Raw genomic sequence first — 24,285 nt, 5'->3', positions numbered from 1 at the left:
TACCCCTCCTCGATCCGAATTCAGCTGAGCCCGCTCTGGGCTCCTCGCGAACCACGGCGCACAGCGCGACGTTGCCACAGCATGATCGACGTGCCGAGAGCGCCGACGGCTAGGCCCGCGATGGCGAACGGCCTCCACTCCTGCAGGCCGGACACGCTGAACGCCAGCACCACCGCGACGAGCCAACCCGCCGTGATCACCACGATGACCGGCCATGGCTTCAGCAAGATGGCCGGCAATGCGGGCGGTTCCGGTGCCACGCTGACAACGTAGCCGATTACTCCGGCGTCAGAAATGCACGCGGGTTTTTCGAAGATTTCTTGAGACCCGCTAGGTACTCTTTGCTTCGTGAAAGACGTCGACGCCCGGCTTGCGAGCGATCTGTCGCTGGCAGTGATCCGGCTGGCTCGCCAATTGCGGTTTCGGCGCCCGGATTCCCCCGTCTCACTCTCGCAGCTGTCGGCCCTGTCGACGCTTGCCAAGGAGGGCCCGATGACGCCCGGCGCGTTAGCCACGCGCGAACGCGTGCGTCCACCGTCAATGACGCGGGTCATCGCGTCGCTGTGCGAGCTCGGCTTCGTCGACCGTGATGCCGATCCGGCAGACGGCCGTCAGGTGCTGGTTTCGGTATCGCGGGCAGGCACCAATCTGATCGAGGCCGAGCGCCGAGCCAGCCAGGAATGGCTGAAACAGCGCCTCGACCGCCTCGAGCCCGACCAGCGCAACACGCTGATGGCCGCCGCCGATCTGATGACGGGCATGGTCGACGAAAGCGCGTGAGCCCCAACGTAATCGACGTGGTCGACCCTGCGGACCCGAGGCTTGACGACTTTCGCGATCTCAACAGCGTGGACCGAAGGCCCGATCTGCCCAGCGGAAAGGGCTTGGTGATCGCTGAGGGCGTGCTGGTGGTGCAGCGCATGCTGGCGTCCCGTTTTCGGCCAAGGGCAATGCTGGGCACCGACCGGCGGCTGGCCGAACTCGGCGACGACCTGGTTGGCGTCGACGCGCCGTACTACCGGGTCGATGCCGGCCTGATGGCCGAGGTCGTCGGGTTTCATCTCAACCGCGGCGTGCTGGCATCCGCGTCGCGCGCGCCCGACCTGTCCGTCGCGCAGGTGCTCGAGGGCGCACGCACGGTCGCGGTGCTCGAGGGTGTCAACGACCACGAAAACCTGGGGTCGATCTTCCGCAACGCCGCCGGTCTCGGCGTGGACGCGGTGATCTTCGGTTTGGGCTGCGCCGACCCGCTGTACCGGCGTGCCGTTCGGGTGTCGATGGGACATGCGCTGCTGGTGCCGTATGCGGGGGCGGCGGCCTGGCCGGGCGACCTTCACATCCTGCGGGACAACGATTTTCGGTTACTTGCGATGACGCCCGATCCGTCGGCGCACACGCTGGCGGAGGCGATGGCGGAGATGGCCGACGCTAAGGTCGCTTTCCTCGTCGGCGCGGAGGGCCCGGGATTGACCGAAACGGTGATGCGGGTCAGCGATATGCGAGTCCGGGTTCCGATGTCGCGCGGTACCGATTCACTCAACGTCGCGACCGCCGCCGCCCTCGCGTTCTACGAACGGGCCAGGCTCGTGCCGTGATCGACGACTGGCGCGCGACATCGCTGTGGTCTTCAGATCCGCACGGCAAACAGGCCGCGCTCGTACGCTAGATGGGTGCGTTTGACGTGGCCGCTCACCGGCAGGTCCGAGGAAATGCGACGAATCGGAGACGCGATCGCGGATCCGGATACCTGCGGCGTGCTCATATCCGGTTCGGCAGGCGTGGGAAAGAGCCGAATTGCACACGAAGCCATCAACGCGGCGACCGCGAAGGGATATGCGGTCCGTTGGGTGGTCGGCACCTCCTCGTCGCGAGCAGTGCCGCTGGGCGCCTTCGCCGCGTGGACAGAATCGACAACCGCCGAGCACCCCGAGCTACTTCAACTCGTCCGCGGCGTCATCGAATCGCTGACTTCTCCGGCGCCGCACACACCAGTCCTGCTCGCCGTTGACGACGTCCATCTGCTCGACGATCTGTCGACTTTCGTTGTACAGCAGATTGTCCAGCGGCGGGGGGCCAAGGTCGTCCTCACGTATCGCCATGGGGAACCCGTTCCCGAACAGATTCGTGACATCTGGCGGACGGCACCCTTCGATCGGCTGGATTTGCAGCCGCTGTCCAAGACGGAATCGACCGAACTGGTTTCGGCAGCGCTCGGCGCCTCGGTGCATCCGCATGCCGCGCAATCCCTTTGGGAGCTAACGCGGGGCAACGTCCTGTATCTGCGAAACATCGTCGACCGGCAGGTCGCCGACCAGCGACTAGTGCAGCACGACGGATTATGGCGATGGGCCGGTGACCCCGTTGTGCCGCCGGGACTAGTCGAGCTGATCGAGTCGCTGATCGGAACCCTGCCAGCCTCGGTCAGCGACGTCATCGACGTGCTCGCCGTTAGTGAGCCGCTTTCGCTGCGCGCGCTCACCAGCATCACCGACCGCGCCGCGGTCGAAGAGGCTGATGTCCGCGGCCTCATCATGTTCGAACGCCTTGATCACCGCGTCGACGTCCGCCTCGCGCATCCCCTGTATGGCGAGGTGCGCCGAACGCGCGTGGCACATACCAGAATGCGGCGGCTGCGCGGGTTGGTGGCCGCCGAACTCGCGGCCTCTGACGACCGCGACGATATTCGCGTTGTGGTGCGACGTGCGACGTTGGCGATCGATTCCGACCTCGCGCCGGATCCGGCCCTGCTGACGCGCGCTGCGCAGGGTGCGGTGTGGCTGGCGGACATGCCTCTTGCCGAGCACCTGGCCAGTGCTGCTGCTCATGCCGGAGCGGGCGTTGAGGCGAATCTCGTTCGTGCGCATGCTCTTACCTGGCTGAGCCGCGGTGCTGAGGCCGACGACGTGCTGGCAGCAAGCTTGCGTGGCGAGATCACGAAGGACGACTGGGGCCGGCTGGTGTTCATGCGTGTGCAGAACATGCTTTTCACCCTTGGTGATCCTGTCGGGGCAGAGCAGCTCATCGACGATGCGTCGCACACCTCGCCGATGCCGAACCGGGCCTGCATCGATGCGATCCAGACGGTGTACTGGTCGTTGACGGGCAACCCGGTCACGGCGACAACATCGTTCCGAAAGCTCCACGTCGACGAGCTTCCAGCGATCGTCGGAGCAAGCACGGCGATGGCGTACTGCGTGGCGGCCGGAGCCTGCGGCCGAACCGCTGAAGCCGTCGCGGCGGCGGGCGCTGCATATGCCTTCGCTCAGCGCTCACCGGATGCCGCCCAGATGCGGTTCGTGATCGCCGACGGGCACATCGGCGCGTTGCTGCACGCTGGTCGCATAGCTGACGCGTGCGACGTCGCGGAGCCACTGCTCAAGCAAGCGGCTGACTTACCCGGTTCGCAGCTGCTGAGCAACGGCCTGGCTGGGGTGGCTGCCGCTGGCGCGGGCAAGCTCGACAAGGCATGCATTCTGCTGGAACCGACCGTGAATGCATTGTCTGGAACCACCGTTGGATGGGCTTACCGGTACGGGCTTCCGTACACGATCGCGCTCGCTATGCGCGGGTTGGCAAGCCAAGCGCGTGATTCGTTGACCGCGCTGGAGAAGCAGCGCCACCCGAGCTGGCGATACCTGGACTTCGAGCTTGCGCTGGCCAACGCATGGGTTGCCGCGGCTGAGGGCGCCGTCAAGGAAGCGATCGGCACCGTGCTGTCCGCAGCGCAAACCGCCCGAGCCAGTGGGCAATTCGCCGCAGAAGTGGCTTGCCTTCAGGCGGCTACGCAATTCGGTGACCGCAGCCCGGCAGCTCGTCTGCATGTGTTGAAAACGATGGTCGAAGGACCACGCGTGGCAGCAGCCGCTCGGTTCGCCGGTGCGCTGCACGACGGCGATCCGGCGGAATTGAACGGTGTCTCCGAAGATTTCGAACAGATGGGAGACATGGTCGCGGCCCTCGACGCGACCGCACATGCTGCCCTGGAATTTCGCAGGCAGGGAATGCGGGGTTCCGCGCTCGGGTGCTCGAACCGAGCGGCTGTGATCGCGCAGGAGTGCGGCGGTGCCAGCACGCCCGCTCTCCTGCTGGCCGCCGACCCCTTGCCACTGACGGCGCGCCAACGGGAGATTGTCGCGCTGCTGCGCCGCGGGTTGTCGACCAAGGAGGTCGCGCAGCGCTTGACCCTGTCGCGGCGCACGGTCGAGGGCCACATCTACCGGGCCATGCTGAACACCGGGGCCGCCAGCCGTGCGGACCTGGAGAGGATGCTGTGGCGGCACGAGGACTGAGCCCCGACACGCTAGATTGGCGCCGTGACCGACGACTCCACCCCGTGGGCGATGGGTTTGACCGTGGCCGCTTTCGTCGCGGCTGTCACCGCCGCCGCGGTCGTCGTGCTCAGCCTGGGCTTGACCCGCGTGCATCCGCTGCTGGCCGTCGGACTGAACCTGGTCGCCGTCGGCGGCCTGGCCCCGACCGTGTGGGGCTGGCGCAAGCTGCCGGTCTGGCGGTGGTTTGTGCTCGGCTCCGGCGTTGGCGTCGCAGGCGCATGGCTCGCGCTGATTGCGATGGGCCTTGACGGGCTCATCGGATGAGTGCTTCGGCCAATCTTGCCTGCCACGCCTGCTCGTCGTCGGCGCCGAGCATCCGCACCACCACCTGATCGGCGCCTGCGGCGCGGTACTCCGCGACCCGCGTTGCAATCGAATCGATGTCGCCCCACGCGGCGATGCCGTCGAGCAGTCGATCACTCACGTCACCGATGTCGGCCTCAGAAAAGCCCTGCCGCAGCAGGTTTCGTCGGTATCCACCCACGTTCGTCAGGAAGCCCAGCGGGGTGGCGGCCGCCTGTCGTGCCGTCTCGCGATCCGTCGTCGGCAGCACCATCACCAACACCGCCAGAGTCTTGTCCGCGCCAAGCGCGGCGCGCGCATCGCCCACGTATGACGGCGTCACCAGAAACGGGTATGCACCGCTGGCCCGGTCCCGTGCGAGCGCCAGCATGTTGGGGCCCAGCGCGGCCAGCACCCGCGAGTCAGCGGCGACGCCGGCCTCGTCCAGTGCATCGAGGTAGCCGTTGAGTGTGTTCAGAGGTCGTGCCCCGTGTGCACCGCCGAGACCCACGATGAAGCGGCCCGGGTGCTCGCGCTGCAGTGATCGATACATCGCGATGACATCCGCAGCGGGCACGGAGTCGACGGGGATGATGCCCGTGGCGACGGGAATGTGCGTCGTTGCCCGAACCGCCGCATCGAGCATCGGCAGATTGCCGGATCGCCACAGCGTCGAGAAGCCAAGGGCCTCAATGCGTTGCGCCTCGTCGGCGACCACAGCCGGGTCGTCGGTGTACGGGTAGCTGCTTGCGAGGCCGATCGGTCCCAAGGTCATGAGGTCGACGCTAGGACCTCAACGACGCTTTAGGTCAAGCGCTCAGCGCTGACCGCTCGATCGCACGCCGAGCAACACGTCCTCCCACGCCGGGACGGCCGGCTTGCCCTTGCGAGCGCGCGGCTTCGGTGCAGGTGGCGGTTCAGGCGCGGCGAGCTCTTCGATGGGCAGCGCTGGTTCTGGCTCCGGCTCGTCGTACGCGAGCTCCGCAACCGGGGCCAGCGGCCGCAGCGGGCGGGCGAAGTCGGGATCGATCAGCTCGCACGCCGCATCGTCGAACGCGGTCACGGTGCCGCCGTGCGCCCCCGGCGTGTAACGGAAGTGCGCGACGAGGTCGGACAGGCCGGCCTTCCAACCCATCTGCACGGTCCAGCGGCCGTCCTCGTTGCGCCACGCGTCCCAGTTGGTGCTCTCCGGATCGAGACCGCGCGCCACCAATGCCGAAGTCACCGTCTCCAACAACGTCAGAACCGACGGTCCGTCAGGCAGCACGGGGTGCGCGGCGGTTGCCAGCTCGGCCGCGCGCGAACGCTCGAGCAGCACTGGGTTGGCAAACCGCTGGACGCGGTCGATGTCGACGCCGGCGGCCGACGCCACCTGTTCGACGGACGCGCCTGCCCGGATCTTGGCCTGAATGTCCTTGGGACGCAGCACGCTTTGGACCTCGGTGTCGTTTTGGGGTGGACTTGATCCGACCGTGTCGCCGCGCACGGCCGCGCGCAGCCGATCATCGGGGCGCAGCAGGAACTTCTCGCCGAGGCCTTCGGCCTCGCAGATGATTCGTTTGCCATCGATGTCGAGACCGACGACCTTGAGTTCCCGCATTTAGACCTCCTCCGGACCGAATCCCAAGCCCGATTACGGGGACCCTACTGCGTTACCGCTCCGTTACCGCGCAGACACGCCCGGGCAGGTCAGAGCCGTTCCACCACCCAGTCGATGCATTGGGTGAGCGCGGTGACGTCGTCAGGCTCGACGGCGGGAAACATCCCGACGCGCAGTTGGTTGCGACCGAGTTTGCGGTAGGGCTCAGTGTCGACGATGCCGTTGGCCCGCAATATCGACGCGACGGCTCCAGCATCTACGGAGTCGGAGAAGTCGACGGTGCCGACCACCTGTGACCGCAGCTCCGGATCAGCGACAAAAGGCGTTGCGAATTTCGACGCCTCAGCCCAGGAGTACAGCCGCTGCGACGAGTCCGCGGTTCGCTTGACGGCCCAATCCAGCCCGCCATTGCCCAGCAACCAGTCGATCTGCTCGGCAAGCAGGATCAGCGTGGCGATCGCAGGGGTGTTGTAGGTCTGGTTCTTGGTGCTGTTGTCGATCGCGATCGGCAGCGAAAGGAAGTCGGGCACCCAGCGGCCCGAGCCGGCGATCGCCTCGACACGGGCCAGCGCCGCGGGAGACATGATCGCGACCCACAGCCCTCCGTCGCCTGCGAAGTTCTTCTGCGGCGCGAAGTAGTAGGCGTCGACATCGGTGATGTCGACGGGCAGACCGCCTGCGGCCGACGTCGCGTCGATCGCGATCAACGCGTCACCCGATCCGTCGGGCCGCTGCACGGGGACCGCGACACCGGTCGAGGTTTCGTTGTGCGCCCACGCGATCAGATCGACAGAAGGATCCGACTGCGGTTTCGGTGCGGTGCCGGGGTCGGCCTTGATGATGATCGGCTCCCCGACGAACGGGTTCTTCACGACGCACGAGGCGAACTTCGAACTGAACTCGCCGTAGGTCAGGTGCAGCGAGCGCTCGTCGATCAGCCCGAACGCCGCGGCATCCCAGAACGCCGTCGAGCCGCCGTTGCCGAGGATGACCTCGTAACCCTCAGGGAGCGAGAATAATTGGCGCAGTCCGTCGCGGACGCGACCGACGAGATTCTTGACGGGAGCCTGCCGGTGCGAGGTGCCGAACAGCTCGCCTGCGGCGGCGAGTGCCTGCAGTTGTTCCGGCCGCACCTTGGACGGGCCGCAGCCGAATCGTCCGTCGGCGGGTTTGAGATCGGCGGGAATCGTCAGTTCGGCCATGGGCTCAAGAGTAATGACCGGACCAGCACGCTTTCTGCCGGGAGGGTTGGCCCGAGCGCAGCATCGGCAGGAGTTTGCTGACGGGTTTGCCGAGAAAAGTGTGAACACCCCTGCGGCCGCTGCCATCCGTGACCATACTGTGACCTGATGGGTATGGAAAAAGCTACGGCGTTGCTGACTGCATGTGCAGCGGCGATCACGCTCTCCGGTTCGGTGCCCGCCGCCGCTCCGGCGCTAGCTGACGGCGGAGTCGGCAGTCTCCGCACGCCCATCGGCGGCGACGAAGGTGCCGCGGTGCTGAACCAGATCAACGCCACCCGCGCGGCGAACGGTTGTGGCCCCGTTGCCCCCAATCCGCAGCTGACTGCGTCCGCAGCGCGGCAGGCCAACGACATGCTGGCGAACGGAGTGCAGGGCCACACCGGTTCGGACGGCTCCTCACCCGCCCAACGCGTCATGGACGCGGGTTACGTGTCGTATGCGAACCTCGGAGAAATCGTGTTCTGGAGCACCGGGCCCGGCGCCGGCACCCCTGCCGCAGCGGTCGCTTGGTGGATGAACAGCCCTCGTCACCGCGCGATCGTCACTGACTGCGGATTCACGGATGCGGGATTCTCGGCGGTGAGCAATGGCGACAAGTTCACCGCGGCGGGGGATTTCGGGAAGACGTAGGCAGCGTCCATCCGTTCGAGTCGTGGATGTAGTCCTCGCTGCCGGCTGGCTTCAGCTCGACCATCGAGTGTGGCCTCCGTCACATGTCCGATGTGCAGGGCCGACGCGCCACATCGCAGAAGTGGGGCTGTTCAATATGCGATACCTGCGGTACCGTCGTTGGACATTAGGGCTCAAATGTAAACCTCATGGGGAGACCTGGAAGGCTGAAAATGGCTCGCACAAGGCTGGTCCGCCGGTGGCGTCGCAACATGGAGGTAAGCGACGACACCGAGTACGTGGAGATGCTCACCACACTGTCCGAGGGGTCGGTGCGGCGCAACTTCAATCCGTACACGGACATCGACTGGAATTCGCCGGAGTTCGCGGTGTTCCCGAACGACCCTCGCTGGGTGCTCCCCGCGACCGATCCGCTGGGCCGCCACCCCTGGTACCAGGCGCAGACGCTGGAACGGCAGATCGAAATCGGCATGTGGCGCCAGGCCAACGTCGCCAAGGTGGGCCTGCACTTCGAGTCGATCCTGATTCGTGGCCTGATGGAGTACTCGTTCTGGACGCCCAACGGCTCACCGGAGTATCGGTACTGCCTGCACGAGGCGGTCGAAGAGTGCAACCACACGATGATGTTCCAGGAGATGGTCAACCGCATCGGCGCCGATGTGCCGGGCATGCCGCGCCTGCTGAAGTGGGTGCAGCCGTTGATCCCGTTGGTCGCACGGCCGCTGCCGATCCCGTTCTGGTTCGGCATTCTCGCAGGCGAGGAACCCATCGACCACACGCAGAAAAACGTTCTGCGCGAAGGCAAGTCGCTGCATCCGATCATGGAAAAGGTGATGGCGATCCACGTGGCCGAGGAGGCCCGCCACATCTCCTTCGCTCATGAATATCTGCGCAAGCGCATCCCGGCGCTGCCGCGGCGCAAGCGGTTCTGGCTGTCGATCTACGTGCCGATCGTGATGCGTGTGCTGTGCTCGGCGATCATCGTGCCGCCGAAGGCGTTCTGGAGGGAATTCGACATTCCGCGCTCGGTGCGCAAGGAAGTGTTCTTCCGCTCACCGGAGTCCCGGCAGATGCTGCGCGATATGTTCGGTGACGTCCGGATGCTCTGCAAGGACACCGGCCTGAACAACCCGATCGCGAGGCTCGTGTGGCGGATCTGCAAAATCGACGGCCGGCCCAGTCGCTACCGCAGCGAACCGCAGCGGCAGCACGTGGTGGCAGCCGCGTAGGACCTTCATGCCGCACGTAATCACCCAGTCGTGCTGTAGCGACGGGTCCTGTGTCTACGCCTGCCCGGTGAACTGCATTCATCCGTCACCGGACGAGCCGGGCTTCGCCACCGCCGAGATGCTCTACATCGACCCGGCGGCGTGCGTGGATTGCGGAGCGTGTGTGAGCGCGTGCCCGGTCGGGGCGATCGCACCGGCCACCAAGCTGGAGCCCGAGCAGCTGCCGTTCGTCGAGCTGAACGCTGCGTTCTACCCGAAGCGCGAAACCAAGCTGCCGCCGACGTCGAAGCTGGCGCCCGTCATCGAGGCGCCATACGTCGAGGCGCGCGACGGCGGGCCCCTGACGGTGGCGATCGTCGGATCCGGACCCGCGGCCATGTACGCAGCCGACGAACTGCTCACCCAGCAGGGCGTGCGGGTCAATGTTTTCGAACGGCTGCCGACGCCGTACGGCTTGGTGCGGGCCGGGGTCGCCCCGGACCACCAGAGCACCAAGCGGGTGACGAAGCTGTTCGACCGGATCGCCGGGCGGCAGGCGTTCCGGTTCTATCTCAACGTCGAGGTGGGATCGGACCTGACGCACGCCGAATTGCTCGAGCATCATCACGCGGTGCTGTACGCGAGCGGCGCGCCCAACGACCGTCGACTCGACATCGACGGGATGGGGCTGCCGGGTACCGGCAGCGCAACCGAGGTCGTGGCGTGGATCAACGGCCATCCCGAATACACCGATCTGCCAATAGATTTGGGCCACGAGCGGGTAGTGATCATTGGCAACGGCAATGTCGCGCTCGACGTCGCGCGCATCCTGACCACCGACCCGGACGCGCTGGCCCGCACCGACATCTCCGGTCACGCGCTGGCCGCGTTGCGGGCGTCGAAGGTCACCGAGGTCGTCATCGCGGCCCGGCGCGGGCCCGCCGATTCGGCGTTCACGCTGCCGGAGCTGATCGGGCTGACGTCGACGTGCGACGTGGTGCTCGACACGGCCGACCAAGATCTGGTCCTGCGCGATCTGGCGGCGGCGTCAGATCCGTTGACGCGCAACAAACTCGAGATCCTTTCCAAGCTCGGCGATGCATCAGCGCCCGCGACGCGGCCCCGCATCCGGCTCGCCTACCACCTGACGCCGAAACGCGTTGTCGGAAAGGCGCGCGCCGAAGGTGTCGAATTCACCGTGACGAATACCGACGAGGTTCGCACGGTCTCGGGCGGCTTGGTGCTGACCTCGATTGGCTACCGCGGCAAGCCCATTCGCGGGCTGCCGTTCGACGAATCCGCAGCGGTGGTGCCGAACGACGGCGGCCGCGTCATCGGGGCGCCGGGAAGCTACGTCGCAGGCTGGATAAAACGCGGCCCGACCGGTTTCATCGGAACCAACAAATCATGCGCGGCCCAGACCGTGCACAACCTTGTCGCCGACTACAACCGCGGCGTGCTGGCCGACCCTGCCGGCAAGGCACTCGACAAATTGGTGCGCAGCCGACGGCCCGACGTGATCGACGGCGCGGGGTGGAAGGCGATCGACGCCGCGGAAATCGCTCGCGGGGCGGGGGTACGGCCGCGCGACAAATTCACCGCGGTCACCGACATGCTCGCGGCCGCGGCGGCGTCGCCCGCGCCTACTGTGCGGCAGAGGTTGCTCGCCCGACTGTTCCGCTGAGCCATTCCAACCTACGGCGCTGCCGGCTTCAATCAGATTCCAATCCATCGCCTCTACGGTGTGCCAGCGGACGTGTCCGACGTCCGCTGGACACCGACGAGGAGGCACGATGCAGATGCAGCGCCGGCACATGGTCGCCGCATTCACCGCAGTCTGTTTGACCGCAACGCTCTCAGCGTGCGGGGGTGGTAGCAAAGACAACGCTTCGGCCACCACAACGCACAGCTCGAGCAGCAGTGCATTGGCGACTGCGACGTCAACCAAAGCGGCGGCGCCGACCGGCAAGCTGCAACCCCGGGGGCTGGACGCGGCAGGCGCGGGCGCGGCGAACCCCACTATCGCCGACTACATCCGCGATCAGCACATCACCGAAACTCCGGTGCACGAAGGGGAACCGGGTGCTCCACAGGTCAACATCCAGCTGCCCGACGGCTGGCAGAGCGCCGGCGAGGACACCCCCGAATACGCCTACGGCGCGCTTGTCTACACCGGCCCGGAGGCGCAGGGCGCCAATTACACGCCGAACATCATCGCGCTGCTTTCCAAGCTGGACGGTCCCGCCGATCCCGACAAACTGTTGCAGCTGGCGGGTGGTGAGATGAAGAACCTGCCGGGCTTCGTTCCGGCTGGCGACGAGACGGCGACGGTGTCCGGGTTCCCGGCGTACCGGATTGCAGGCGAGTACGACCTGCAGGGCATCAAGGCCGCGTCCGGTCAGGAGACGGTGGTGATCCAAGGACCCGGCGGCCTCTACGTCCTGCAGATGAACGCGACCAGCAACGAAGACCAGAGCAAGCCGCTGTTCGATGCGCTCGAGGCCATCGACAAATCCATCACCATCACCACCTGACGGGCGGACGCAACAAGATGTCGAGCGCCCCTCCGCACACCAAGGCCTATCTACTGAAGAGCCGCGGGAACTCCTGGTGGGTCAACGTCGAACTGGAGCTTACGGATACGACCTTGCGCTGCGTCGCCTCCGAGTATTCCAAATGGGTTGACGAGGAACTCGGTCTGACCGATTACCAGGAGAGGCTCGCGGCGGGTGAACCGGTGGTGATCTTCGAATTCGATCGCGGCCAACTCGCGATCAAGTGGCTGCGCCAGTTCTACCGCGGCGGTTTCCAAATCAGTCAGGGTGATTCCCGTCAGTGGCTGGTATCTCTGGTCTATCCAAGCGGTTTCGGCAATGTGCTCGACTTGATGACGGACCGCGCGGTGTGGCGGCAATGGCGCGAGGCGCTGCCCGAAGCCGCAGCTAAGGCTTGAACGCAGCCATTCGTTCGGCGATCAGCCGGTCTTCGCCGTGTTCACCGGTGGCGTCGGCCAAATGTTTGGCCCGCCATAGCAATTCGCGCGCGCTGTCGAGTCGGCCATGGTGAGCTTCGATGTCGGCCAGCAGGGCAAGGAACGTCGGGTGCATCGCCACGGACCCGTCGCTGGCGAACACCTCGAATGCCTCGAACGCGACAGCAGGGTCGGCGTCGCCGGTATCGAGGGTTTGCGCCCATACCCGGATGATCCTGGCGCATGCCGCCCACTGCTGGCCGCCTGCTGCGCAGAACTCGCGGTCGACTTCGTCGGCCAGCTCCGCGGTACCCTCGACGACTCCGCGAATCGCCGCGCATTCTATGAATGTGAGCTTGGCGGCCAGGATGTTGAACACGTCGCCCCTGCTTTGTGCGAGTTCCCTTGCCAATCGGAGGTATTCGCTCATGGCGTCGTCGTCGCCGCGGATTGCTTCTGCCAAGGCCATCCAGCAGTAGACGCGTGGATGAAAGAAGTGCAGCGGATCGGTGACCGTCTCCGGCGGTGGAAACGTGCTCATCATGTGCTTGCCCGTGGCGATGAGTGCCTCGGCGTCACCGCGTAAGGAGTAGACCATCGCGTGCGCGAAGTCGCTGGCGATACCGATGTCGGGGTCCCCGGATTTCTCGTACTGCTCGCGCAGCCCGGTGGCGATGACGAAGGTCTCCTCGATGCGTCCATACGCGCACAGCATCATGCACTGAAGGGCCATCGCCCCGTAGAAGCTTCGGCCCTTGACTTCGCTGCCGATCTCGAATGCGCGCTGCACCGCGTCGGAGGCGGCCTTGCTGGCCTGGCCTTCGAGAATGCCCTTCGCCCCGGCAAGGTGCAGCCATAGCGTGGCCTGCCGTTCCAGGTGTTCTGGTTTGGCCGGCAGCCTGTCGGAAACCTGCAGCGCGTGTTCGGCCAGCCCGGCGATGTCGTCGTACGCCGACCGATTCAGCGCTCGTTGGATGACGGTTTCGTGGATGTCCAGCGCTGTCTCGGCATTCAGCTCAGCGCCCGCTCGCCAGGCGTGATCCGCCGCGGCGATGCTGTCCTCGTATGCGGCGGTTGCGACGGCGGCCGCGCGGGTGGTTGCCACCGCGGCGTGCACGCTGGTGCGATCGGTGGTGGCCAGCTGCGCGAGCAGTCCGTCGCGGACCAGACCGTGACTGAACCGGTAAGCCCCGGGACGCTCGACCGATTCGTCGATTAGGCCGGTGTCGTACGCAGGCCGAAGCCGGGCCTGGACAGCCGAAATCGACAGGTCGACGATGTCGGCGAGTTCGGCTACGTCGAACTCGGGGCCGACCACGGCTGCCGCGCTCAGCACACGTCGAGCCGTGTCTTCGAGAACCCCCAGTCGCCGGCCGACCACGCCGACCACCGCCTCCGGCGGACCGGTCGCGGTGTCGAGCGTCCTTGCGAGCTCTTTGATGTAGAACGGGTTGCCACCGGACTGGCGCCACACCTCGTCCCGCACGGCCGCAGAGGTCGGCTCGCCGACGATCGCGTCGACGAGGCGCCCGGCGGCCGTGCGGTCGATGCCGCGTAGATGCACGGTGGCGATGTCGTTTGATCTGAGCAGGCGCTCGAACGATTGCCGTTTCATCGGTCGGTCCGCACCGAAGTATGTCCAATTGCCGATGATCTGGATGGGCACGCGCGGAAACTCCGCGGCCAGCAGCGCCAGCGCGTCAATCGACGCCTCGTCGGCCACGTGCAGGTCATCGAGAACGAGCAGCAGCGGTTGAATCGCCGAAAGCTTTTGCAGTGCAATGACAATGCCCTCGATCAAAGCAAAGCCCGTAGCGGGCACGCCAACCCCCGAACCGATCTCGTCGGCGTGTCCCCACTCCGGAACCAGCGCATCGACGACGCCGGGCGCAGCGCGGCGCACCTCCCGGCGGCCGGTCTCGCCAAGGGCGGTGCCAAGCTGTCGCAGCAGCTGAATCCACGTCCAGAGCTGCGGCAGCGTGATGCCGGTCGGGTGACCGGCCCACGCGACGGTGATGCCGCTCCCGTGGGCCTGGTCGGCGGCGGCCTGCGCCAGCGATGTCTTGCCGATTCCGCTTTCACCAGTCATCAGTGTCATTCCGCCGATGCAGGCGCTCGCCCTGCGCACGGCGGTCGTGACAATACTCATCTCCGAATCCCGGCCGACGAAGAGCGCAAGGGGTGCGTCGGGTTCGGTATGGAGTTGGCAGCCAGCGGGCTCGGCAAGCAGGTCTGCCGAGCCATCGGTGATCTTCTGAAAAAGGGTCTGCAGGCCTTCTCCCGGCCGCGTCCCGATTTCCCGGTCGAGGGTGGCGCGGGCGCGGTCGAACGCACGCAGCGCGTCCGCCGTCCGGCCCGACCGATAAAGGGCCAGCATCAGATGTCCCCACAGCCGCTCCTGCAGCGGGTGCTGTGCCACCGCGGCCTCGATTTCCGGAATCAGGTCACCGGCGACACCGAGCATCAACTCGGCATCGAATCGCGCTTCTATCGCGGTAGTCCGCAGCTCGGCGAAGCGCAGCACGTCGGGGGCAGCGAAATCACGGAAGGCGAACTCGCCGAAGGGATCTCCGTGCCACAACGCAAGAGCCTCGTTGAGTGCGCCTGCCGCACCGGCGGGGTCGTTGCGGATCAACGCGGCCCTGCCGGCCGAAACCAGCTCTTCGAACCGGTGCAGATCGATCCAGTCGCCCTGCAGCAGGTTCAGCTGGTAGCCGTAGGGGCGCGATTCGAGCCGTTGGCGCTGGGCGTCGCTGGTCGTGTTCAGGATCTTGCGCAGGTTGGCCACGTAGGAGCGCAACGACACCAACGCCTTCGCCGGCGGTTCCTCCTCCCACACGCAATCGATGAGCCGGCCATTGCCGACCACCGTGCCGTGATTGGCCAGCAGTACCGCCAAGACGCATCTTTGCTTGGGTCCGCCGAGCGGTGCGGTCGCGCCTTCGACACGGGCCTCCACAGCGCCCGACAGGTAATACTCGACCATCTCACCCGACCCTCAGCGATGTTTCAGTTTGCCGAGACGATACATGTGGTCGGCGGATTCGGCTGGTCAGCTGATTCGCTGGGAGGCGGCCGTCTCAACGCTGTGTGCGCCAAGGCATTACCGCGGTTCTGGTCGGGTGTCGTGTCCTGCTCGATGTTGGATGCAGCGAGCTCAACCGCGCAGGGTTTGTCCCTGCGCGTCGGGTACCTTGCCCGCCAGAATGAAGATGGCGTCGACCAGCGGCCAGATCCCGCCGATTCCGAGGGTCAGCCAGGTCACGGCTACCTGAGCGATTCCGATGGTGGTGTAGCCCAGATAGAACCGGCCGACCCCGAAGCTGCCAAGGAAGATTCCAAGCAACCCGGCGGTCAGCTTGCTCTTGTCCGACAGCGGCCTGCCTGCGGCGTCAACTGCGTGCACCGGTTGCTGAATTTGACCAGGAGCGTTCACCTGGTGTGGTTGTGGCGTTGTCATACCGGCGATCATGCAGACCGGCGCTTGGAGTTCGGTTGGAGGCAGGATTGGAAATGTCTTGCCGGGCGCGCGAACTCGCCGCACGCCCGGCATAACGCCTAGCCCTGCTTCATCGCCTCCGCGATTTCCTCCGGGCTGACCTCGCGCACCGGCTGACCCAGTGACCACTGGTGCCCGAACGGATCGCGGACGATGCCGTAGCGGTCACCCCAGAACTGGTCTTCCAGGGGTGCGACGATCGTGGCTCCGGCGTCGACGGCCTTCTGGAACTTCGATTCGACATCCGTGACGGTGAGGTGGATGGTGACCGGCGTGCCACCGAGGGCTGCAGGCGTCGACGACTTGCCGTCGTTGTACTCGGGGAAGTCGTCGTTGAGCATCACCGTGGATCCATTGATCTGTAGCGCTGCGTGCACCAGCTTTCCGTCGGGGCCCGGGACTCGGCCCAGTTCAACGGCATCGAACGCCTTGGTATAGAAGTCGATGGCAGCGGCCGCGCCGTCGACGCAGAGGTGTGGGGACAGGGAGGGTTGTACTTCGATTGCCATGCCGCCCATGCAACCACTCGCCACCGACAAATAGGTGAACTCAGACAACCGAGAAGGAGCGCGGCAACTCGTCGCGCCCAGTCAACGCCAGCAGCGCCGTCTCGCCCTGCCCCTGCGCTGAGGCGATGCGAGCCGCCAACACCGTCGCCTCTTCGAGCACCTCAACCGGCTGCGTATACGAAATGCCAACGGCGCGAGCAATATCCAGCCCATGCACCGCCAGCTCGAACGTTCGCGTCGGCAAATAGGTGTGCAACCGGATGCCCGCTCCGCCGATCACCGTGATGAGCGGATCACCCGCGTCGGCGAGATCATCAAGGACCCGCGCCACCAACGAGTCGACCGTCGCCGCTGGATCCTCACCGAGGTCCCGGCCCGCCTGCCTGCCTCGTTCGAGGACACCCTCCAGCGCGAGTCCGAGCGCCGCGGGGTTCACCCTGACGTAGTACTCCTGCGGCGTGTGGATGTCCTCGGTCGATGCGGGCTGAAGCAGATAGGTGCTGACGGTGATGAGCGAGCGCGACGCGTGCCCCACCAGTGCGCGTAGATCCCACTCGCCGAGGCCGGGCCCGTCCCAGCAGTCGGCCGGCAGGTCGTGCACCAACGCGGCGAAACTTCGTGCCGCCGAAGCGAATATCTCGACCGGATCAGTCACGACTTGGCGACGTGGTCCCAACCCTCGACCGACTCGGGGCCGCGCGGGCTGGGGCCGACGTAGATCGCGGCCGGGCGGACCAGCTTGCCGAGCCGCTTCTGCTCCAGAATGTGCGCACACCAGCCCGCGGTGCGGCCGCAGGTGAACATCGCGGGCATCATCTTCGTCGGCACCTGCGCGAAGTCGAGGATCACCGCGGCCCAGAACTCGACGTTGGTCTCGATGGCACGATCCGGCCGGCGCTCCCGAAGCTCGGCCAAAGCTGCCTGCTCCAGCGCGGCGGCAACCTCGTAGCGCGGCGCCTCCAGTCGCTTGGCCGTCGCCCGCAACACCCGCGCCCGCGGATCCTCGGCACGGTAGACACGGTGGCCGAAGCCCATCAGCTTCTCTTTGCGATCCAGGATGCCCTTGACGACCGCGCGTGCGTCGCCGGTCTTTTCGGCCTCTTCGATCATCGGGATCACTCGGGCAGGGGCGCCGCCGTGCAGCGGGCCGCTCATCGCGCCGATGGCCCCCGAAAGCGCCGCTGCCACATCGGCACCGGTCGAGGCGATCACCCGGGCCGTGAACGTCGACGCGTTCATGCCGTGCTCGGCGGCGGTCACCCAGTAGGCGTCGATCGCCTCGACGTGCTTGGGATCAGGGTCGCCCTGCCAGCGCGTCATGAATCGTTGTGTGACGGTGGAGCATTGGTCGATGGTGCGCTGCGGAACCGCCGGCTGATAGATGCCGCGGGCGGACTGCGCGACGTATGACAGCGCCATCACCGATGCGCGGGCCAGCTGATCGCGGGCCGTCTGGTCGTCGATGTCGAGCAGCGGCGGGTAGCCCCAGATGGGCGCAAGCATCGCGAGTCCGGCCTGCACGTCGACGCGGACATCGCCGCTGTGGATCGGCAGCGGGAACGGTTCGGCGGGCGGCAAGCTGTGCCCGAACTTGCCGTCGACCAGCAGCGCCCACACATCGCCGAACGTGACCTGACGATTGACCAAATCCTCGATGTCGACACCGCGATACCGCAGCGCACCGCCGTCTTTGTCCGGCTCGGCGATCTCGGTGGTGAAGGCGACGACCCCTTCGAGCCCCTCAACGAAGTCTTCCGGTACCCCTGACGTCGTAGTCATGGGCAGATTCTTGCACTCGGGTTGTCGCCGCTGTCTACCGGTCGGTAACAAGAGGGCGAACACGCGGGGCGTAGCGTTGTCGCGTGGCCACACGTGACGAGGAATACCTGGCCAGAATGCGTGTCGAGTACGGTGCTCTCGAGAAGGACGGTAGCCCCGACCTTGATGCGGACTGGCTCGCCGACGGCTGGGTTGCGCTGCTGCGCAAGTGGTTAGGTGACGCCGAGGACGCCGGCGTCGCGGAGCCGAACGCAATGGTCGTCGGGACTGTCGACGAGCGGGGAAGGCCGGTGACCCGCAGCGTGTTGTGCAAGAGCGTGGACGAATCCGGCATCTCCTTCTACACCAACTACGACTCCGCCAAGGGTGAGCAGCTCGCGGCGACGCCGTACGCGTCGGCGACGTTCCCCTGGTTTCTGCTCGGCCGCCAGGTCCATGTGCGTGGCCCGGTGACCAAGGTGTCCGCCGAGGCGACGGCCGCGTACTGGCGCAACCGGCCACGCGGATCGCAGCTCGGCGCGTGGGCGTCGCAGCAGTCAAAACCGATTGCATCGCGGGCGGCGCTGCTGGAACAGTTGGCCGCTGTGACTCAGCGATTCGCCGACATGGACGAGGTGCCAGTGCCGCCGAACTGGGGCGGCTACCTGATCGCACCGGAGGTCGTGGAGTTCTGGCAGGGCCGGGAAAACCGGGTGCACAACAGGATTCGGGTAGTCACGGACACCGAACTACCGGTGGCGGTGCATACCCGCATCGAGCGGCTCCAGCCGTAGTGCGAAGGTTCTTCGCCGATACCACACCGCTGAAAACACCGGACTTCCGGCGGTTGTGGCTGTCCGGCATTGTCACGGTCATCGGCGGCAACCTGACCATCTTCGCGGTGCCGGTTCAGCTTTACGCGCTCACGCAGAACTCGGCGTACGTCGGGCTGTCCGGTTTGTTCGCCTTGGTCCCGCTGATCGTGTTCGGCCTTCTCGGCGGAGCGTGGGCCGATGCGATGGACCGTCGCACGTTGTTGATCATCGCCTCGATCGGCTTGGCGCTGGCGTCGGTGTTGCTGTGGATGCAGGCCGCGCTGGCGCTGAACAACGTCTGGGTGGTGCTGTGCCTGCTGTCGGTGCAACAGGCGTTCTATGCGATCAACAGCCCGACCCGCTCGGCGGCGATTCCTCGGATGATTCCCGGCGACCAGTTGGCCGCCGCCAACTCGCTGAACTTCACGGTGTTCCAGTTCGGCGCGATCGTCGGGCCGCTACTGGCCGGCGTGATGTTGCGCTGGGTCGACCTGTCGACGCTCTATCTGATCGACGCGATCACGTGCATCGCGCCGATTTGGGCGACGTGTCGGCTCGCTCCGATGCCACCTACCAACGGCGCCAACGGCTCGTCGGGATACGGGGCGTTTTTCGGAACGGTCCGCTCGGTTCTCGAGGGCTTCCGCTACCTGGCCGGAAACCAGGTCGTGCTGATGTCGTTCGTCGTCGACCTGATCGCGATGATCCTCGGCATGCCCCGCGCGCTGTTCCCGCAAATGGCGCATGAAAGCTTCGGGGGACCGGTCGAGGGCGGTACCACGATGGCGCTGCTGGCGGCCGCGATGTCGGCGGGTGCGGTCGCGGGCGGGGTGTTCTCCGGCTGGTTTCCCCGCATTCAGCGTCAGGGCCTGGCCGTGGTGGTGTCGATTTTGGTGTGGGGTGCGGCGATGATCGGGTTCGGTGTCGCCGGTGGATTTGCACGCGGCCACGCAGGGGCGTTGCTCTGGATTGCGTTGGCGTTCTTGGCTATTGGCGGCGCGGCCGACATGGTGTCGGCGGCGTTCCGCTCGACGATTCTGCAGCAGGCCGCTTCCGACGATTTGCGCGGCCGACTGCAGGGGGTGTTCACCGTGGTCGTCGCGGGCGGCCCCCGGCTGGCCGACGCGGTGCACGGGGCGGCCGCGGCGATGGTGGGGACGACGGTCGCAGCGGCCGGTGGTGGCGGGCTGGTGCTGGTCGGCGTGCTGATCGCCGCGGCGGCGGTACCGGCGTTCGTCCGCTATCGGGTGACTGAGGGCGACAAAGTGTGACCAGCGCCAACTGTCTGGCTTCGCCACTTTCTCAGAAATTTAATGCCCCGCGGAGTTAGCATGCCCTTCGTGGCTGATGTCAGGGGGGAGCCGGCCCTCGGTCTGCGGGAACGCAAGAAGCAGCGCACCCGCGCAACCCTGCTCGATGCCGCCGTCGAACTATGCGACCGGCAGGGGTTCGAGCGCACCACCGTCGATCAGATCGCTGCCATTGCGGAAGTCTCGCCGCGCACATTCAGTCGCTACTTCGCAACAAAGGACGCCATCGCGTTCGCTCTCATCGACGACGCAATCGAACTCGCCGCGCTCGAATTGTCGCGCCAGCCCCGCGACTTGAATCATTTCGAGGCATTGCGCCGCTCGTATGTCTCGATGTACACCGCTACGAAGTCCGCACCGCCCGGGGCGCTGTCCGAGGACCGAATGATGTGCATCGTGCGGATCATCATGAGTTCGCCGACGTTGAAGCAGGCTGCGCTCGAGTACCGGCCCAATGCGGTCAACATCGAGCTGGCCAAGCGGCTGGGCGTCGACCTCGGAGATCGGCGGCTGCGGCTGATCTCCGGGATGTGGGGGTCGGTCATCGTGACTGCGCTCGGCGACCTTTCCGAGCCGGGCGTCGACTGGGACAACGTCGGCGGCGTCGACGGCGTCGTCTCCAGGTTGGAGGCGACATTCGCCGAGTTCATGGAAGAAATCCAGAACGCAGCACAGCGCGCGTAGCGAACTGCGTGACCCCACGCGGGCACGACTGCTGGAATGGGACTACCTTTTGTAGGACAGACTTCCGTATTGCCGGCAGCGACGAAGGGATTCCCGTGGCCGATAACTCATCCAATGGTGGCGAGCACGCGAGCCTGACGTACCCGGGCGGCGAGCTTGATTTGGACATCGTCAGTGCCACCGAGGGGGCCGACGGCATCGCGCTGGGTTCGCTGCTGGCCAAGAGCGGCTACACCACATTCGACGAAGGCTTCGTCAACACGGCCTCGACCAAGAGCGCGATCACATACATCGACGGCGACGCCGGCATTCTGCGCTACCGCGGATACCCGATCGAGCAGCTGGCCGAGAAGTCGAACTTCATCGAGGTCAGCTATCTCCTGATCTACGGCGAGCTGCCCACCAAGGAGCAGCTGGAGAAGTTCACCACCCAGATCCAGCGGCACACCCTGCTGCACGAGGACCTCAAGCGGTTCTTCGACGGCTTCCCGCGCAACGCGCACCCGATGCCGGTGGTGTCCAGCGCAGTCAACGCACTGTCCGCGTACTACCAGGACTCGCTGGACCCGTTCGATGACGAGCAGGTCGAGCTGTCCACGATCCGGCTGCTGGCCAAGCTGCCGACCATCGCGGCGTACGCGTACAAGAAGTCGGTCGGCCAGCCGTTCCTGTACCCCGACAACTCGCTGAGCCTGGTGGAGAACTTCCTGCGGATGACGTTCGGCTTCCCCGCCGAGCCGTATGCGGTCGATCCCGAGATCGTGCGGGCCCTTGATCTGTTGCTGATTCTGCACGCCGACCACGAGCAGAACTGCTCGACGTCGACGGTGCGTTTGGTCGGCTCCTCGCAGGCGAACCTGTTCACGTCGATCTCCGGTGGCATCAACGCGCTTTGGGGTCCGCTGCACGGCGGCGCCAACCAGGCCGTGCTGGAGATGCTCGAGAAGATCCGCCAGTCCGAGGGCGATGTGCAGGACTTCGTCAAGAGGGTCAAGAACAAGGAAGACGGCGTCAAGCTGATGGGCTTCGGCCACCGGGTCTACAAGAACTACGACCCGCGGGCGCGCATCGTCAAGGAGCAGGCTGACAAGATACTCGGCAAGCTCGGCGGCGACGACGAGCTGCTGGACATCGCCAAGGCGCTGGAAGAGGTCGCGCTGACCGACGACTACTTCGTCGAGCGCAAGCTGTACCCGAACGTCGACTTCTACACCGGCGTGATCTACCGCGCGATGGGCTTCCCGACGCGGATGTTCACCGTGCTGTTCTCGGTCGGCCGGCTTCCGGGCTGGATCGCCCATTGGCGCGAGATGCACGAGGACGGCAGCGGCAAGATCGGCCGTCCGCGCCAGATCTACACCGGCTACACGGAGCGCGACTACAAGGCGCTTGACGGCCGCTAGTTTTCCGCCTCCGCCGAACGTGGATTACCCGCACGTTCGGAGCACCCGAAGCGTGGCACAAGCCCACACTCGACGTCGTGCGACGCAATTCACGGCACCCTCGCTTGCATCGCGAACAGTTGTAGTTTCACAATCGTTGTGTGAATGAAACTGTCGTCCGATCACTGAGCGCTCGGCGCAAGGGCATCATCCTGGTGTCCTGCTGCCTGAGCCTGCTGATCGTGTCGATGGACGCGACCATCGTCAACGTCGCCATTCCCAACATCCGCGCCGACCTGCGCGCAACAGCGTCGCAGCTGCAGTGGGTGATCGACATCTACACGCTGGTGCTGGCCTCGCTGCTGCTGCTCTCCGGCGCCACCGCTGACCGCTTCGGACGCAGGCGTACCTTCCAGATCGGGCTGACGGTGTTCGCGCTCGGCTCGCTGCTCTGCAGCCTGTCGCCCAACATCGAGGTCTTGATTCTTGCGCGCATGCTGCAGGCCGTCGGCGGTTCGATGCTGAACCCGGTCGCGATGTCGATCATCACGCAGGTGTTCACCGGCCGAGTCGAGCGCGCGCGGGCAATCGGGGTGTGGGGCGGCGTGGTCGGCATCTCGATGGCGTTGGGTCCGATGGTCGGCGGCCTGCTCATCGAACTGGTCAATTGGCGCGCGGTGTTCTGGATCAACCTGCCGATCTGCGCGCTGGCAATCGTGCTGACGGCCATCTTCGTGCCCGAGTCCCGGTCAATCACCATGCGCGACGTCGATCCCGTCGGCCAGGGCCTTGGCATGGCGTTCTTGTTCGGGCTTGTCTATGTGCTCATCGAGGGCCCGGTGAGGGGCTGGGCCGACGTGCGCATCGTCATCGTCGGCGTCGTCGCGGCGCTGGCGTTCATCGCGTTTCTGCGCTACGAGTCGCGCCGCCACGATCCGTTCATCGATCTGCGCTTCTTCCGCAGCATCCCGTTCGCGTCGGCGACGATGATCGCGGTGTGCGCCTTCGCTTCATGGGGCGCCTTCCTGTTCATGATCTCGCTGTACCTTCAGGTCGAGCGGGGCTTCTCGGCGATGCACACCGGGCTTCTCTATTTGCCGATAGCCGTTGGCGCGCTGGTCCTTTCGCCGCTGTCGGGCCGGCTCGTCGGCCGGTTCGGTGCGCGACCCTCGCTGCTGATCGCGGGCACGCTGATCACCGCGGCGACGCTGCTGCTCACTCGGCTGACGATAACCACCGCGGTGTGGCAGCTGCTGGTGATCTTCGCGGTCTTCGGCGTCGGCTTCTCGATGGTCAACGCGCCCATCACCAACGCGGCCGTGAGCGGCATGCCGACCGACAGGGCAGGCGCCGCCTCTGCGGTCGCTTCGACCAGCCGGCAGGTGGGCGTGAGTGTCGGTGTGGCGCTGTGTGGTTCGGTGTTGGGCTCGGCGTTGTCGACGACGGGCGCGGACTTCGCGGTTGCGGCCCGGCCGCTGTGGTTGGTGTGCGCGGGACTGGGTGTGGCGATCCTCGTCATGGGTCTGTTCTCGACGTCGCAGCGTGCGTTGCGCTCGGCCGCCCGGTTGGCACCGTTGATCGCAGGGCCCCGGTTGGAGGACGCAGATGTCAAGTAATGCTCTGGCCGACGAGGTTTGGCGGGCGATGGCCGCGCTGGTGCACGACAACCGCGACGGCTGGAAGCGGGCGGTCGTCGAACAGTCCGGGCTGCCATTCAGCAGGATTCGCGTCCTCAAACGGCTGATTCGCCAATCGATGACGGTCAAGCAGTTGGCGCACGCCGCGACGATGGATGCTCCCGCGACGACGGTCGCCGTCAATGACCTCGAGGAGCGCGGGCTGGTGGTCCGTGAAACCGATCCGAACAACCGTCGGTGCAAGGTCGTCTCTTTGACCGATGCCGGCCGCGACGTGGTCGCCAAGATCGATGCGGTCGAGGATCCGGCGCCCCACGCCTTGTCCGCCCTCGACCATGCCCAGCTCAAAGCGCTGAAGGCGATCCTCGACGAGGTCGTACCGAAGTAATCGTGCCATTTCATAGCCTCGCTACTGCGTCGGCGGC

General features: G+C 66.0%; 24 protein-coding genes. 15 read left to right on the top strand and 9 right to left on the bottom strand.

The annotated features are described in order from the left end of the window. Positions 1-20 precede the first annotated feature (20 nt). Positions 21-260 (bottom strand): DUF2530 domain-containing protein, encoded by a 240-nt coding sequence (locus tag MYCSM_RS26345; RefSeq protein WP_015309226.1) that lies wholly within the window; start codon positions 258-260, stop codon positions 21-23. Positions 261-348: 88 nt separating this feature from the next. On the opposite strand from MYCSM_RS26345, the gene MYCSM_RS26340 reads away from it, so the two are divergent. The 4 genes from MYCSM_RS26340 to MYCSM_RS26325 all read left to right on the top strand — a co-directional run bounded on the left by MYCSM_RS26340 (position 349) and on the right by MYCSM_RS26325 (position 4,595). Beyond that, positions 349-780, top strand: a complete 432-nt coding sequence (locus tag MYCSM_RS26340) for a MarR family winged helix-turn-helix transcriptional regulator (protein WP_015309225.1) — start codon at positions 349-351, stop codon at positions 778-780. Further along, positions 777-1,595: a TrmH family RNA methyltransferase gene (locus MYCSM_RS26335; RefSeq protein ID WP_015309224.1), complete on the top strand. Its 819-nt coding sequence runs from the start codon at positions 777-779 to the stop codon at positions 1,593-1,595. Before MYCSM_RS26340 ends, MYCSM_RS26335 begins: the two co-directional genes overlap by 4 nt. A 75-nt stretch (positions 1,596-1,670) precedes the next feature. After that, a complete protein-coding gene (locus tag MYCSM_RS26330; RefSeq protein WP_041312706.1) occupies positions 1,671-4,289 on the top strand; it encodes a LuxR C-terminal-related transcriptional regulator in 2,619 nt (872 codons plus the stop codon). A gap of 51 nt (positions 4,290-4,340) precedes the next feature. Beyond that, positions 4,341-4,595, top strand: a complete 255-nt coding sequence (locus MYCSM_RS26325; RefSeq protein ID WP_083906432.1) for a DUF2537 domain-containing protein — start codon at positions 4,341-4,343, stop codon at positions 4,593-4,595. Here MYCSM_RS26325 and MYCSM_RS26320 read toward each other — a convergent pair. The 3 genes from MYCSM_RS26320 to serC all read right to left on the bottom strand — a co-directional run bounded on the left by MYCSM_RS26320 (position 4,585) and on the right by serC (position 7,415). Further along, complete coding sequence (locus MYCSM_RS26320) at positions 4,585-5,388, bottom strand: TIGR03620 family F420-dependent LLM class oxidoreductase (RefSeq protein WP_015309221.1); 804 nt, start codon at positions 5,386-5,388, stop codon at positions 4,585-4,587. The two genes, MYCSM_RS26325 and MYCSM_RS26320, sit on opposite strands and share 11 nt — an antisense overlap. Positions 5,389-5,430: 42 nt before the next feature. Continuing rightward, positions 5,431-6,213, bottom strand: coding sequence for a septation protein SepH (gene sepH / locus MYCSM_RS26315; RefSeq protein ID WP_015309220.1), 783 nt, complete (start codon positions 6,211-6,213; stop codon positions 5,431-5,433). An 89-nt stretch (positions 6,214-6,302) separates the two neighbouring features. Further along, the gene (serC, locus tag MYCSM_RS26310; protein ID WP_015309219.1) at positions 6,303-7,415 is read right to left on the bottom strand and encodes a phosphoserine transaminase; all 1,113 of its coding nucleotides are present in this window, start codon (positions 7,413-7,415) and stop codon (positions 6,303-6,305) included. 147 nt (positions 7,416-7,562) lie between these two features. On the opposite strand from serC, the gene MYCSM_RS26305 reads away from it, so the two are divergent. The 5 genes from MYCSM_RS26305 (at position 7,563) to MYCSM_RS26285 (ending at position 12,248) form a co-directional block, all read left to right on the top strand. Further along, positions 7,563-8,087 (top strand): CAP domain-containing protein, encoded by a 525-nt coding sequence (locus MYCSM_RS26305; RefSeq protein ID WP_015309218.1) that lies wholly within the window; start codon positions 7,563-7,565, stop codon positions 8,085-8,087. Between the two features lie 212 nt (positions 8,088-8,299). Beyond that, positions 8,300-9,316 (top strand): AurF N-oxygenase family protein, encoded by a 1,017-nt coding sequence (locus tag MYCSM_RS26300; RefSeq protein WP_015309217.1) that lies wholly within the window; start codon positions 8,300-8,302, stop codon positions 9,314-9,316. 7 nt (positions 9,317-9,323) lie between these two features. Next, entirely contained in the window at positions 9,324-10,979 is a 1,656-nt protein-coding gene (locus MYCSM_RS26295) for an FAD-dependent oxidoreductase (protein ID WP_015309216.1), read from the top strand. A gap of 109 nt (positions 10,980-11,088) precedes the next feature. Further along, a complete protein-coding gene (locus MYCSM_RS26290; RefSeq protein WP_015309215.1) occupies positions 11,089-11,829 on the top strand; it encodes an LpqN/LpqT family lipoprotein in 741 nt (246 codons plus the stop codon). Positions 11,830-11,846: 17 nt separating this feature from the next. Next, entirely contained in the window at positions 11,847-12,248 is a 402-nt protein-coding gene (locus MYCSM_RS26285) for a hypothetical protein (RefSeq protein ID WP_015309214.1), read from the top strand. On the opposite strand, the gene MYCSM_RS26280 is transcribed toward MYCSM_RS26285, so the two are convergent. From MYCSM_RS26280 to MYCSM_RS26260, 5 genes are all read right to left on the bottom strand, one after another. Next, positions 12,238-15,252, bottom strand: a complete 3,015-nt coding sequence (locus tag MYCSM_RS26280; protein WP_015309213.1) for an AfsR/SARP family transcriptional regulator — start codon at positions 15,250-15,252, stop codon at positions 12,238-12,240. The genes MYCSM_RS26285 and MYCSM_RS26280 overlap by 11 nt on opposite strands. Before the next feature lie 171 nt (positions 15,253-15,423). After that, positions 15,424-15,726 (bottom strand): TM2 domain-containing protein, encoded by a 303-nt coding sequence (locus MYCSM_RS36255; RefSeq protein WP_232425663.1) that lies wholly within the window; start codon positions 15,724-15,726, stop codon positions 15,424-15,426. Between the two features lie 98 nt (positions 15,727-15,824). After that, positions 15,825-16,274 carry a VOC family protein gene (locus tag MYCSM_RS26270; RefSeq protein WP_041315013.1) on the bottom strand — a complete coding sequence of 150 codons (450 nt, stop codon included), beginning with the start codon at positions 16,272-16,274 and terminating at the stop codon, positions 15,825-15,827. A 40-nt stretch (positions 16,275-16,314) separates the two neighbouring features. Then, a complete protein-coding gene (locus MYCSM_RS26265; RefSeq protein WP_015309210.1) occupies positions 16,315-16,929 on the bottom strand; it encodes a maleylpyruvate isomerase N-terminal domain-containing protein in 615 nt (204 codons plus the stop codon). Continuing rightward, complete coding sequence (locus MYCSM_RS26260) at positions 16,926-18,053, bottom strand: citrate synthase 2 (protein ID WP_015309209.1); 1,128 nt, start codon at positions 18,051-18,053, stop codon at positions 16,926-16,928. Before MYCSM_RS26260 ends, MYCSM_RS26265 begins: the two co-directional genes overlap by 4 nt. A gap of 116 nt (positions 18,054-18,169) precedes the next feature. On the opposite strand from MYCSM_RS26260, the gene pdxH reads away from it, so the two are divergent. From pdxH to MYCSM_RS26230, 6 genes are all read left to right on the top strand, one after another. Next, positions 18,170-18,826: a pyridoxamine 5'-phosphate oxidase gene (gene pdxH / locus MYCSM_RS26255; RefSeq protein ID WP_015309208.1), complete on the top strand. Its 657-nt coding sequence runs from the start codon at positions 18,170-18,172 to the stop codon at positions 18,824-18,826. Then, on the top strand, positions 18,826-20,118 hold the full coding sequence (locus MYCSM_RS26250; protein ID WP_015309207.1) for an MFS transporter: 1,293 nt from the start codon (positions 18,826-18,828) through the stop codon (positions 20,116-20,118). Before pdxH ends, MYCSM_RS26250 begins: the two co-directional genes overlap by 1 nt. Before the next feature lie 60 nt (positions 20,119-20,178). Next, entirely contained in the window at positions 20,179-20,841 is a 663-nt protein-coding gene (locus MYCSM_RS26245; RefSeq protein ID WP_015309206.1) for a TetR family transcriptional regulator, read from the top strand. Between the two features lie 95 nt (positions 20,842-20,936). After that, positions 20,937-22,244: a citrate synthase gene (locus tag MYCSM_RS26240; protein WP_015309205.1), complete on the top strand. Its 1,308-nt coding sequence runs from the start codon at positions 20,937-20,939 to the stop codon at positions 22,242-22,244. 140 nt (positions 22,245-22,384) lie between these two features. After that, positions 22,385-23,839 (top strand): DHA2 family efflux MFS transporter permease subunit, encoded by a 1,455-nt coding sequence (locus tag MYCSM_RS26235; RefSeq protein WP_015309204.1) that lies wholly within the window; start codon positions 22,385-22,387, stop codon positions 23,837-23,839. Then, on the top strand, positions 23,829-24,248 hold the full coding sequence (locus MYCSM_RS26230) for a MarR family winged helix-turn-helix transcriptional regulator (RefSeq protein ID WP_015309203.1): 420 nt from the start codon (positions 23,829-23,831) through the stop codon (positions 24,246-24,248). Before MYCSM_RS26235 ends, MYCSM_RS26230 begins: the two co-directional genes overlap by 11 nt. The last annotated feature ends 37 nt before the right edge of the window (positions 24,249-24,285 follow it).

The sequence above is a fragment of the Mycobacterium sp. JS623 genome (assembly GCF_000328565.1).
Taxonomy (GTDB): Bacteria; Actinomycetota; Actinomycetes; order Mycobacteriales; family Mycobacteriaceae; genus Mycobacterium.
This window is presented reverse-complemented; position numbering and strand designations above follow the sequence as displayed.

Coding starts and splice junctions, on each gene's coding strand:
- MYCSM_RS26325 (WP_083906432.1), top strand. CDS start 4,341: ATGGGTTTGACCGTGGCCGCTTTCGTCGCGGCTGTCACCGCCGCCGCG.
- MYCSM_RS26320 (WP_015309221.1), bottom strand. CDS start 5,388: ATGACCTTGGGACCGATCGGCCTCGCAAGCAGCTACCCGTACACCGAC.
- sepH (WP_015309220.1), bottom strand. CDS start 6,213: ATGCGGGAACTCAAGGTCGTCGGTCTCGACATCGATGGCAAACGAATC.
- serC (WP_015309219.1), bottom strand. CDS start 7,415: ATGGCCGAACTGACGATTCCCGCCGATCTCAAACCCGCCGACGGACGA.
- MYCSM_RS26305 (WP_015309218.1), top strand. CDS start 7,563: ATGGGTATGGAAAAAGCTACGGCGTTGCTGACTGCATGTGCAGCGGCG.
- MYCSM_RS26300 (WP_015309217.1), top strand. CDS start 8,300: ATGGCTCGCACAAGGCTGGTCCGCCGGTGGCGTCGCAACATGGAGGTA.
- MYCSM_RS26295 (WP_015309216.1), top strand. CDS start 9,324: ATGCCGCACGTAATCACCCAGTCGTGCTGTAGCGACGGGTCCTGTGTC.
- MYCSM_RS26290 (WP_015309215.1), top strand. CDS start 11,089: ATGCAGATGCAGCGCCGGCACATGGTCGCCGCATTCACCGCAGTCTGT.
- MYCSM_RS26285 (WP_015309214.1), top strand. CDS start 11,847: ATGTCGAGCGCCCCTCCGCACACCAAGGCCTATCTACTGAAGAGCCGC.
- MYCSM_RS26280 (WP_015309213.1), bottom strand. CDS start 15,252: ATGGTCGAGTATTACCTGTCGGGCGCTGTGGAGGCCCGTGTCGAAGGC.
- MYCSM_RS36255 (WP_232425663.1), bottom strand. CDS start 15,726: ATGACAACGCCACAACCACACCAGGTGAACGCTCCTGGTCAAATTCAG.
- MYCSM_RS26270 (WP_041315013.1), bottom strand. CDS start 16,274: ATGGCAATCGAAGTACAACCCTCCCTGTCCCCACACCTCTGCGTCGAC.
- MYCSM_RS26260 (WP_015309209.1), bottom strand. CDS start 18,053: ATGACTACGACGTCAGGGGTACCGGAAGACTTCGTTGAGGGGCTCGAA.
- pdxH (WP_015309208.1), top strand. CDS start 18,170: ATGCGTGTCGAGTACGGTGCTCTCGAGAAGGACGGTAGCCCCGACCTT.
- MYCSM_RS26245 (WP_015309206.1), top strand. CDS start 20,179: ATGCCCTTCGTGGCTGATGTCAGGGGGGAGCCGGCCCTCGGTCTGCGG.
- MYCSM_RS26230 (WP_015309203.1), top strand. CDS start 23,829: ATGTCAAGTAATGCTCTGGCCGACGAGGTTTGGCGGGCGATGGCCGCG.